The sequence below is a fragment of the Shewanella sp. genome, assembly GCF_041630135.1.
Classification (GTDB): domain Bacteria; phylum Pseudomonadota; class Gammaproteobacteria; order Enterobacterales; family Shewanellaceae; genus Shewanella.
Window position 1 is genome coordinate 1 of sequence record NZ_JBFKLW010000093.1, and the last position, 10,874, is coordinate 10,874.

General features: G+C 52.9%; 9 protein-coding genes. 1 reads left to right on the top strand and 8 read right to left on the bottom strand.

The window, feature by feature from the left end; translation table 11 throughout:
• Positions 1 to 1,089: pyridoxal-dependent aspartate 1-decarboxylase PanP (gene panP, locus ABYK60_RS17550; protein ID WP_372873303.1), on the bottom strand; the 1,089-nt coding region annotated here is incomplete at its 3' end.
• 450 nt (positions 1,090 to 1,539) lie between these two features.
• Between panP and ABYK60_RS17555 the strand changes: the two genes are divergently transcribed.
• Positions 1,540 to 3,000 (top strand): M4 family metallopeptidase, encoded by a 1,461-nt coding sequence (locus ABYK60_RS17555; RefSeq protein ID WP_372873295.1) that lies wholly within the window; start codon positions 1,540 to 1,542, stop codon positions 2,998 to 3,000.
• Positions 3,001 to 3,045: 45 nt separating this feature from the next.
• Here ABYK60_RS17555 and ABYK60_RS17560 read toward each other — a convergent pair whose 3' ends face one another.
• The 7 genes from ABYK60_RS17560 to ABYK60_RS17590 form a co-directional block, all read right to left on the bottom strand.
• Complete coding sequence (locus tag ABYK60_RS17560) at positions 3,046 to 4,005, bottom strand: diguanylate cyclase (protein WP_372873296.1); 960 nt, start codon at positions 4,003 to 4,005, stop codon at positions 3,046 to 3,048.
• Between the two features lie 68 nt (positions 4,006 to 4,073).
• Entirely contained in the window at positions 4,074 to 5,243 is a 1,170-nt protein-coding gene (locus ABYK60_RS17565) for a glycerate kinase (protein ID WP_372873297.1), read from the bottom strand.
• A gap of 40 nt (positions 5,244 to 5,283) precedes the next feature.
• On the bottom strand, positions 5,284 to 5,877 hold the full coding sequence (locus ABYK60_RS17570; RefSeq protein ID WP_372873298.1) for a uracil-DNA glycosylase family protein: 594 nt from the start codon (positions 5,875 to 5,877) through the stop codon (positions 5,284 to 5,286).
• A gap of 20 nt (positions 5,878 to 5,897) precedes the next feature.
• On the bottom strand, positions 5,898 to 6,452 hold the full coding sequence (locus ABYK60_RS17575; protein ID WP_372873299.1) for a hypothetical protein: 555 nt from the start codon (positions 6,450 to 6,452) through the stop codon (positions 5,898 to 5,900).
• Between the two features lie 206 nt (positions 6,453 to 6,658).
• A complete protein-coding gene (locus tag ABYK60_RS17580; RefSeq protein WP_372873300.1) occupies positions 6,659 to 7,753 on the bottom strand; it encodes a M35 family metallo-endopeptidase in 1,095 nt (364 codons plus the stop codon).
• A gap of 267 nt (positions 7,754 to 8,020) precedes the next feature.
• Positions 8,021 to 10,102, bottom strand: a complete 2,082-nt coding sequence (locus ABYK60_RS17585; protein ID WP_372873301.1) for an MtrB/PioB family decaheme-associated outer membrane protein — start codon at positions 10,100 to 10,102, stop codon at positions 8,021 to 8,023.
• Positions 10,103 to 10,114: 12 nt separating this feature from the next.
• A partial coding sequence (locus ABYK60_RS17590; protein WP_372873302.1) for a DmsE family decaheme c-type cytochrome occupies positions 10,115 to 10,874 on the bottom strand: 760 nt, incomplete at its 5' end.

Below are 10,874 nucleotides of genomic sequence, written 5' to 3' on the forward strand. Positions count from 1 at the left end.
ATGTTCAATGGCAGACGCGAGGGTCGGGTCTTTAAACAGCACCATACCAGCGCCCATGGGCACGTACATTTGTTTGTGCGCGTCAATGGTTACCGAATCAGCAAGCTCTATCCCTTTGAGCAGATGACGGTATTTTTCACTGAGCAGGGTCGCGCCGCCCCAGGCAGCATCCACATGGAAGTGGCAATTAAGCTCGGCGGCGAGCGTTGCAAGCTCGGTCAGTGGGTCGACGTTACCGGTTTCTGTGGTGCCCGCCACGCCAACAATTGCCATTACCCGTATGTTACGGGCGTTAAGCGCCTCGGCGGCTGCACGCATGGCGCCCACATCCACCTTATTGTGCTCATCCACGGCCATGCTGATGATGTTGTCACGGCCAATGCCGAGCAGGTCGGCGGCCTTGCCGAGGGAGTAGTGGCCGCGCTCTGACACCAGAATCGCCAAATCGTCCCAGCCATAGTGTTTAAGCGCCTTGTGGAGCCCCTCGCGTGTTACGCCGCGAAATGCGCCATCGGCTTTGAGCAGCTGGTTTCTGGCTATCCACAGAGCCGTGATATTGGCGACTGTGCCGCCTGAGCAAAAGGCGCCCAGGGAGTGGCTGGCACTGTGCAGATGTTGGCTGTAGAAGTCATGACTTTCGCCGAAGGTGAGGTGATGCATCATCCCCAGTACCTGACGCTCCATCGGCGTAAAGGCCTTGGAAGTCTCGATTTTTACCAGATTCTGATTGAGCCCAACCATGAGCTTTGACAGTGGCAGCAAAAAGTACGGCAGCGCCGAGGTCATGTGGCCAATAAAGGAGGGCGCTGCGGTATGCACTGACTGGGCCACCAGATGCGCCATGATATCGTCGACATAATCAGACACAAAGCGTGGTTGGCGTGGAATTTCTACCGCATCGAAATGTTGTTCTATTTCTGCCAGCGGTTGCTCCAGTGCGGCAATACTGCCCTGAAGGAAACCGGCCAAGTCTGCTGATAACTGTTGCTCGATGCGACCCAGGGTAGATTCTGCTGCTTCGGGCACGGTAAAAATGCGCATCAGATTGTCTTCTGATGCTGTGGCACGGCGGCTGTGTTTATCTGACATGGCGTTGATCTTATCTTCGGATCTGGCTGACTCGGCCACAGACTTGAAATGGGTGCTCACTTTACTTCAAGGCCGGGGCTTCATCAAGGCCGGAGCTTATAACTGCTAAGGCAAAAATAAGGGGCAACTCCGGTCATTTTGGTGTGCATTGGCTCTGTCTGGGTGGCCAGGGTTTTAAATAAAAGCTCGATTGAATGTCAGAATGGATTTGAAAAATTCACTTATATATCAATAGTTACCGTCGCTCATTCCGTAACTGGTGTCGGATGCTTTTCTAAAAAACCAATAAAATCCTTGAGATGTATCATTTTGTAACATGAGTGTTACATTTGTGGCTGTATTGTTTTACAAAAAAATTACAAAGCCTATTGAGATAGTGTTTTGCTTGTGACAGTTTGTTGCAAACGAAACGCAGGTTTCGTACACAAAAAACTATAAAAGGATCAGGACATGAAAGCATATACCTTAATTCCAGCGACTCTTGCGTTGTGTGTTTCTGGTGCACTCCATGCAGGGGAAGCCAATCTGGCTCAGTCTATGGGACTGGCCAAGGGCCATAGTTTTGCAGCCGGGAAGTCGTTCCAGACTGCAGCTGGCCATCAGAAAGTAAAACAGCAGCAAATGTTCAATGGGGTGAAGGTTTACGGTCACCACCTGGTTGTGTCTTCAAACGGCGACATCTTCGGCAATACCGCCGCGATTGAAGAAGGTTTCAATGTTGAGCCAGCATTGACCCGCGGTCAGGCCATTGCTGCACTGAATAAGGTATATGCAGGTTCTGCTGCGTCAGGCCATAAGGACGTTGAGCTGGTTGTTCTGGCCGAAGGCGATGCCCCACGTCTGGCTTATCGCGTGTCTTACCTGAGTGAGGGCAACAACAGTATCTCCCGTCCAGCCGGTCTGGTTGATGCCATGAGCGGTGAAGTAATCCGTCACTGGGATGAGCTGATGACCGCCAAGAACGGTGCCGGCAAGCCAGGTAACGGCGGTGGCACCACCCCGGGTACTGCCTTTGATGCCACAGGTCCCGGTGGTAACGCCAAGATTGGTCAGTATTACTACGGCAGTGACTTCGGTCCGCTGAAGGTTCAGGAAGCCAATGGTGTGTGCACCATGAACAACCCTGACGTGAAGACTGTTGATATGGCCAACAGCACCCGCCGCGGCACTGTTTACTCGTTTACTTGCCCTGAAAACACTTACCGCGCTATCAACGGTTCTTACTCACCACTGAACGATGCACACTATTTCGGTGGCGTGATCTTCAACATGTATAAAGACTGGTATAACACTGCGCCGCTGACCTTCCAGCTGGAAATGCGTGTTCACTACGGTCGCAACTACGAAAATGCCTTCTGGGATGGCCGCGCCATGTCCTTCGGTGACGGTGCCAGCTACTTCTATCCGCTGGTGAGCCTGGACGTATCTGCCCACGAAGTGAGCCACGGCTTCACCGAGCAGAACTCTGGTCTGGAATACTCCGCCCAGTCTGGCGGTATGAACGAAGCCTTCTCTGATATGGCCGGTGAAGCTGCTGAGTACTACATGCGTGGCAGCAACGACTGGATGGTGGGTTACGACATCTTCAAGGGTAACGGTGCCCTGCGTTACATGGATGACCCAACCAAGGATGGCCGTTCTATCGGTCACGCCTCTGACTACACCAGCGGCATGGATGTACACTACTCTTCAGGCGTGTACAACAAGGCCTTCTACCTGCTGGCCAAGAAGAATGGCTGGAACACCCAGAAAGCCTTTGACGTATTCGTACTGGCTAACCAGGCTTACTGGTCTGCTACCAGCACTTACAACCAGGGTGCCTGTGGCGTGGAAGCGGCTGCCTCTGACTATGGCTACTCAGTGGCCGACGTCACTGCAGCATTTTCTTCTGTGGGTGTGAGCTGTAAGTAACAGTTGTTTGGATATCTGAAAAGCCCGGCGTTGCCGGGCTTTTTTTCAGCGTTTTGAGCGCTTGTGATGGTACATACGGGCATCCACCTGCGGCAGGTAGGATGTCAGTTCTCCTTCCTGTTCGCTGTCTACTTTAAGAATACCTACGGAATACTCAATACAAGGCAGGCTGCTGTTTGCATGCAGTGCATGATCCAGCCGTTGTAACAGTGAGTCGACCAATTGGGTAGTTTCCGAATGTGCCAACACCAAAAACTCGTCACCGCCCCACCGTGCGACCAGATCGCAGTTGCGACAACTGGTTTTCAGGCACCCGGCGAAAAACGTAAGCACTTCATCCCCTACTTTATGGCCCCATTCGTCGTTTATGGGTTTGAAGTTGTCCAAATCAAAACTGAGCAGTACCACCTGACGGCCAAGCCTTCTGGCAAGGTTTCGATTTTGAATGAACATCTCTTCAAAGCCGCGACGGTTATAAATGCCTGTCATCGGATCCACATAAGATTCAGTTAAGAGCTGGCTTTCTCTGTAAATGTGCGCGAGGTCAGCGTTAATCACATCTCTGATTACATTTAATACCTTAAGGTAGGTATCCGGGTAATGGGTGATGATGTTTGACAGCACGCACAGGGTGCCGAAGGTGTTGCCATCAGGCCAATTGATGGGCATGCCCAGGTAGGATATATAGTTGTCTTCAACATATTCGGGATTGTTGACCCAGCGTTTGTCACTGCTGGCATCGGGTACATACAAAGGCTCATTGCGTTGCACCACCTGGTGGCAATACACGTTGGAGTCTATGGAGGAAACTTCTCCCGGGGCGTACAGAGTAGTGGGGAGTTCCGATGCGATAAGGACTTCAATTCCTTTGGTATTTGCCTGGTTGATAAAGGCTGCGGGTGCATCAAACATTTCTGCTACCGTATTCACCAGCCGCTGCCAACGTTGCCAGTCAATTTCTTTGACTTCAATTTCCCGAAATGAATGATAGCCGTAAGCTTCCATAGCGACTCCAGAAAGTCTGGTTCCAGAACTTTCAGTTTAGTCGAACCGAAATCGAACGCCGTTACCCCTCACAGACTTTTTCCGGTTTTCTGGAAGGAAATACCGAGAGAAATTAAATTGGCTACATAGACGGCTGTTCGATACAGGTTTTCACCACCATGGCGCAATGCTTCTTCCCGGCTCATTAAAGAAGGCAATATAGGAACTATCGCTTGCATGCCAAGCGACTTAATGCCGTCGGCGCCGGGTCCGAGCGTGCCGGCGAGTGCGATACAGGGGACCTGATGATAATTGGCGCACTCAAGCACACCCATAGGTGTTTTGCCTGACAGCGTTTGATTATCAATACAACCTTCTGCCGTTATCACCAAATCAGCGCCTTCAACCCGGCTTGCCAGTTGCACAGCCTTGCTGACCAGCTGGATTCCCGGAGTCAGTCTGGCACCCAGAAGGGCTGTCAGGGCGTAGCCCATTCCACCTGCAGCACCGGCTCCTGACATTGATTCGATACCCGCTTTGTCAGGATACTGATTGCTTACTACCTGAACAAAGTGACTGAGCGCATCGTCCAGAACTTGCACCATCTGAGGTGTGGCGCCTTTTTGCGGACCAAAAACCTGGGATGCGCCTCTTTGTCCGAGCAGTGGATTATCCACATCACAGGCGACTTCAATACGGGTTTCTTTAAGCGCGGGGTGTAAGCCAGTCAAATCGATTCGATGAAGCCGTTTCAGTGCCAGAGCATCCAATGGCAGCGGGGCGCCTTGCGTGTCCAGGAGTTTGGCTCCAAGGGCCTCTAACATGCCTGCTCCGGCATCATTGGTAGCACTGCCCCCAAGGCCAAGGATGATTGTGCGGAAGCCTGAGTCCAACGCATGACGAATTAACTCGCCGGTGCCCTTTGTGGACGTCAGGCATGGATTTCGTTTGTCCGCAGGCACCAGATGCAACCCTGATGCAGAAGCCATTTCAATCACTGCGGTATTACTGTTATCCCCCAATACACCATAGCTGGCCATGAGTGGCTGCCCCAGTGGCCCGGTTACCTCAAGGTCGAGAGTATGTCCGTTGGTGGCTTTAACCATGGCGTCCACTGTACCTTCGCCGCCATCGGCCATAGGCAGTAAATGATATTCAGCGTCGGGGAAGACTTCTTTAAACCCTCTTGCAATCGCATCGGCGGCTTCGGGTGCTGTCATACATTCTTTGAATGAATCGGGCGCAATGACAATTTTCATTCTGAGTAGCGCTCCTTTGAGATAGGTGCAATCGTACCCGTTATTCGATAGCCAGTATTTCACGGACTCTTCGCTGTAACGCCGGCACTTGGCGTTGCTCAAATTCACAGTGCTTGGTCAGCAACAGATTATTTCGTGGACTGGGATGTGGCAATACCATTGCTGCTGGCCAGCGCAGTTGCCAGTCATCAAGCATATTGGTGAGCCCTGTGTTTGCAGGCAGATGCCAGTCGAGAGCATAACGGCCTATGATCAAGGTAAGTTCAATCCGGGGAAGGCTGGCAAGAAGCTGTGCCCGCCATGCAGTGGCACACTCACGACGTGGTGGCAAATCGCCCTGACGACGGCCATTGTTTATTTTGGTTCCGGGGTAGCAAAAACCCATGGGGATGATGGCAAAGTGGTTGGCATCATAGAAGGTGTCTTTGTCTACGCCCAGCCACCGCCTGAGCCGGTCACCGCTCGCGTCATCAAAGGGGCGGCCTCTTTCATGGGTTCTGGCGCCGGGAGCCTGTCCGGCTATGAGGATTCTGGATTTGCTGCCAGCCTGCAAAATGGGCTTGGGACCAAGGGGCAAACCGCTGCAAAGCGTACAGCGGCGGATATTGTTAAGGAGTGGCTCGAGGGTATTCATCCCTCATCCCTCGTCTGTCATCAAAGCTTGCCCAATAATTGATAAAGGTAGTAACCGAGCAGTGGATAGCCCAGGCATAACACCAGCATGCATAAGTATTTGCCAAGGGTGTCCTGTTTAAACCAGGCCACATGGGCAAGGATAATCGCAAAGGTGGTTATTGGGCCGATAAAGCAACCCAGCCCCAAATACAGCAGGGCCGTGATGACACTTATCCAGGGGCGGCTTGTTACCACTTTTTCGGCAAAAAGATACGGTAGCAGGGCAAATGCAAGGGCAATCAGCAGCAGGCCCACGTTCATCAGCAGATCAGCGGTGCCCTGATGATCCATTACCACGGCCGCGCCACCAAGCAGAACAGGCGGCAAAGATGTCAACACGTGGCGACGGACAAAGCGTCTGGAGCGGTAAAATCCCGAGGCAAAGAAGCTAAGTTGGGCGATAAGATTCAGTAAGGTAAATCCACCCAGTCCGAGTAAAAGTGCCATTGTGGCCATGGAGCCTGAAGGGGCAAAAGCCAATGCGGGCAGGGGAGTCAGCAGCAGTAACAACGTGACAACGGGCGATGACTTCATAACAAAAGGTAACCAGGAGGATTTGGATTACCTTCTCCTAAAGTGCCAGGTGTTGCAATGGGAAAAGCTGGATTTATAACAGCTTTTAGGTGTTTCTCACGCTTCGATGGCAAAAAGATAAAAAAAGGGGCAGATCCTCTGCCCAAAATTCACAAGGTAAATGTGAAACCATATGAAAAGACGCCGGCATTGAGCCGGCGTATTGGTTAGTTCTGGAAAGGCGTGTTTTCCGCAAAGTATTCGTGGCTGTCAGCGTTCTGGATAGCCTGATCCGGGTTGGTTTGCGCCAGATTCTTGGCACCGCTGTGACCGTAAACAACGTCATCGGTACCGGCAACCACATCGAAATGGCTCATCTCGTGAACGATTGTGCCACCCTTGGAGTCAGTGCCGGTAACCGGCGCACTCCAGAAGGCATTGCACAGATAAATCTTATAAGGCTGTGTTGGATATACGTAGGCGTAGTAGCTCTTCTTACAAGAGCAATCGAAGGTCAGAGGCTGAGTATTCAGCGCTGAATCGATGGCGTTGAAGTGGTTACTTACCGTGTTCCAGCGACTGCTGCTGTATGCACCAAACCAGGTGTTATAGCGCAAAGAGCTGGCTGGGTTAGAGGCCGAATTCAGATAGCCCTTTGCATCGCCTGCCATAGACTTGGCTGCGGCCAGGCCTGCCAGAGTATCACTCATCTGGCTGTTGGAGCAGCGACCGGAAAAGCTCACACCGTCGGTAGAACCGCCACCGCCACCGTCGCCTGTGCCAGGCTTACCTTTGTTGCTGCCGGCTTTGGTCTCAATACCTTCGTGGAAGAAGCTCACAGACTCTGACTGGATACCGTCAATGCCGAGGCGAGCCAGCTTATTTTGCTGACCTGCATTGGGGGCAAACAGCTGCATTGAGCTGACATCGTAGGCGATTTCATAGTTGCCTTGTTCGGTCAAATCGTACAGAGAAGACAGCTCAACTTCATAGCTGACGCTTTCACCGGCCTTGAGCTTGATATAATCCTTGGTTTGCGGAGCAGGACGTTTATAGTGAGCGCCCAGATAATGCTTGGCCTCACCATTTACTGATACCTTGAACAGGGCTTCTTCCACGCCATCGGCAGCCGTGTACCATTTGAGGATCTTGACCGGGACTTTCTCATCGTTGGTCAGAGTCACACGAACAGTTACGTCTTCGTTGGCATTGTAATTTTGCTTACTCATTTCGAGACTGGCACGAATGCCGTCAGCCAGCGCAGAAGTGGAGAACAGAAGACCACCCAGCAGGGCGGATGTCAGCAGAGTTGAGTGTTTCATGCTTGCTTGTCCTTAAATTGCTCGTTATCAGGAATTGTATTTGTGTTTGTAATTATTGTTATCAAAATGTAACGAGTCGGAGTGTAAGTCTTTTGTTTGCTTGCTGGCAATAGCAATTTTTGTGTTTTTTACAATAACAGGCGATTTTCTCACTGAAACGTCTGTTTTTATGGGGAATCATTCTGTAAAAGGGCTGATTCCTGTTGTATGGCAGTTGGAATGACTAAAAAAAAGCCCGCACAGAGCGGGCTTTTTTCAGGACTGAAGTCAGAGTCGGTAACTCATGGAAAGCATGACCAAATGTGCATTGTAGTCGTGATTCAGGGAGCCGAAGCTAACCAGATTCCAAATGCCGTCAACTTCGATGTCGTTTGCAACATCATTGTCCCGGTAGTTCTCCATCCGGTAATCGAGACGCAGTGCCATGCGTTCAGAAGCCTGATACCGCGCATACAGATTCAGGTTATGTACCTTGGCGTAGTAGTCGCCATAGTCGCCGGTAATGCCCTGACGAACCTGAGTACTGCTGGATGAGTCTGAGTAGCTGTAGTCCAAGCCGAGTTTCAGGCGGCTGTCCATCAGTTCGTTCCAGGCCAGACCTATGCCGTACACATCCACCTTGTCTTCGATATCCGAGAACCAGTTGGCATTGCCAAAGTTGCTGCTGCCAGCCTGGGCCGAGTCAATGGTCTGATGATTGTAGAAGCCGGAGAGCAGCAACTTGTCAGTCAGTTGCCAGCTGAGGCTTGCATCGTAGCCCAGATCTTTGGACTCGGTCAGGCCTACTTGGGTGGCATCGTAATCATCCAGCGCGTAGCGCACACCAAAGTCGAGACTCAGGCTATCGAGCGGCATATGGCTGACGCGGATCTCGGCCTGGGTACGGTTACGGTCGGCCAGATAGTACTTGCGCAGCAAGGGGTTGTTCTCTGAAGAGGTCCACTCGCTGGCCTGATACTCGCTGCCGCCACGCTTGCCGTAGCTGCCTTTAAGCGCAATGTCCCAGTGCTCAAAGTTGCTTAGGCGCAGTCGTGCCCAGCCGGTAGTTTCATCGGTGGATTCGCGGTCCTGATAGCTGCGCTCATCGACACGGTAGTCCAGACCACCATCGAGCTTGATGCCGCGGCTGATGCGGTAATCGGCACTGGCCTTGAATCTGTGGCTGGTGTGGTCATACGGGGTGTTGTACGCCACTTTACCGGACACATTACTGATGCTGATTTGGGTCCACTCTTCGACCTGGGTCTTGTTGTCGCGGTCACTATAGTCGTAACTGCCGGACAGACGCAGATCCTTGCCAACGCGGCTGGAAGCCTTGAGGTTCATGCCGATGATGTCCACCTTGGCATCCACCGCTTCCACTGGCAGGGCATAGCCGTAACCCGTTGTAACCAATGGCTCATCCTGGCTCATCTGGCCTGCCATCAGGCGGCCGGTCAGCTGGCTGGTGCCGTCATTGAACAGCCCCTGCAGTGAGACGGTATGCGCCTGATTATCAGGATCCAGCGCAATAGCACCGCTTCTTGCCGCCCCAAAGGTGGGGTGGAAGGGGTTATCAAAGCTCAGTTCGCTGTAACCATTGGAGAAACGGCTGCCGTTGTACACCAGTGCCAGGAAGCCATTGTCGCCCTTCACCTTCACGCCGGCTTCCAGGGTGTCTGTGGTGTAATCCACAGGCTCTGGCAGCATGATTGACTGGTTAAAGAAGCTGCCGGAGGCAGTCTTAATCCCGGTTTTCTCTTCACGCTGATAATTCACGTAGGTGGCGAAGGCTGATTCGCTTTGATATTCAAAACCAAGGCCTGCGCGTTCACGCTTGAGTGACAGCTCAAAGGGACTGGCAGAGGCTAAGCCGCTCATGCCATCACTGGAGCCGGAATACACCCAGTCGCCGGGCAGTGTCAGTTTGCCTGAGCCTACACCCAGGAAGGGACTGACTACTGTGTCCGACTCATAGGTCTTGATGCTGCGATAATCCAGGCTGATGTTGTAGTTGCCGGGGCGACCGGTTTTCACGCTGGCGCGGCCATTGTCCATGCCGAGGTTTTCGGCGCTGAATTCGGTGCGATAGCCTGACTCAGTGACGTTGCGTACATCGGCGTCGAGCTTGTAAGGCACTTGTTCATCGCTGCCAAAGCTGTTGGCCGAGCGGATATCGTCACTGTCCTGATAGCCAACACCTACACCAAGGGTGCCATTGGTGCCGGTTTCCAGGGCGCAGCCCTTACAAACCCATGCGTCGTACTTCACCTTGTCGGTATTGGCGTTTTGCAGGCTGTAGCCGCCCGCCAGTACGGGGGCTGAGGCTGCCAGCAGCGCCAGGGTGATCATATTGAGTTGAAATCTCATGATGGCGCCTCCTTAACGTTGCAGCAACTTGCCGGATGGATGGTTGGATCCATGCACCTGACTGTGACAGTTCAGACAGCTTCTGCCGCCGGTGAAGGCATTGTCGCCCATTTCGCTGCCCATGCCGGTGTTGCCCAGATAGGCGCGACTTGCGTGGCCATCGGCGGCGTGACATTGCTGGCACAGAGCCGGAGCGCGGGTCTTGAGCATGCCGTCGTTCGCTGAGCCGTGAGGATTGTGGCAAGAGGCGCAATTCTCAGTTACGGGCGCATGCTCCCACAGTTTTGGGCCGCGTTTCTCTGCGTGACAGGCGTAGCAGGTCTCGTTGATGCTGGGTTTAACAAGACCCGCATCACCCATGCTGCCATGGGGGTTGTGACAGTCGCTGCACACCATCTGTGCCCACTTTAGCGGATGGCTTGAGCGCTTGTTCAGCTCAGTCTTCTGCTTGGTGTGACAACTGGTGCACACTTCCATTTCGGTGTTTTTTGACAGCACTGGATCCTTGGCGGTGTGCACGTTGTGGCAGCTGGCGCAGGACACATCGGCGTTGTCGTGGTGGCCGCCATTCCAGGCCATGCGCTTGTCGTCCTGGTGGCACGACAGACATACACTGTTTTGCTTCTCAGCGCTTAAGGTGGAGTCCTTGCCGAAGGTGATCATCGGCTCGTTACCGCCCTTGTTGTGGTTGCCCATAGGACCGTGGCAGGATTCGCACTGCAGCCCGGCCATAGGACTCTTGCTTGAGTCGATGGCACCGTGGACACCCTTG

Coding starts and splice junctions, on each gene's coding strand:
- ABYK60_RS17555 (WP_372873295.1), top strand. CDS start 1,540: ATGAAAGCATATACCTTAATTCCAGCGACTCTTGCGTTGTGTGTTTCT.
- ABYK60_RS17560 (WP_372873296.1), bottom strand. CDS start 4,005: ATGGAAGCTTACGGCTATCATTCATTTCGGGAAATTGAAGTCAAAGAA.
- ABYK60_RS17565 (WP_372873297.1), bottom strand. CDS start 5,243: ATGAAAATTGTCATTGCGCCCGATTCATTCAAAGAATGTATGACAGCA.
- ABYK60_RS17570 (WP_372873298.1), bottom strand. CDS start 5,877: ATGAATACCCTCGAGCCACTCCTTAACAATATCCGCCGCTGTACGCTT.
- ABYK60_RS17575 (WP_372873299.1), bottom strand. CDS start 6,452: ATGAAGTCATCGCCCGTTGTCACGTTGTTACTGCTGCTGACTCCCCTG.
- ABYK60_RS17580 (WP_372873300.1), bottom strand. CDS start 7,753: ATGAAACACTCAACTCTGCTGACATCCGCCCTGCTGGGTGGTCTTCTG.
- ABYK60_RS17585 (WP_372873301.1), bottom strand. CDS start 10,102: ATGAGATTTCAACTCAATATGATCACCCTGGCGCTGCTGGCAGCCTCA.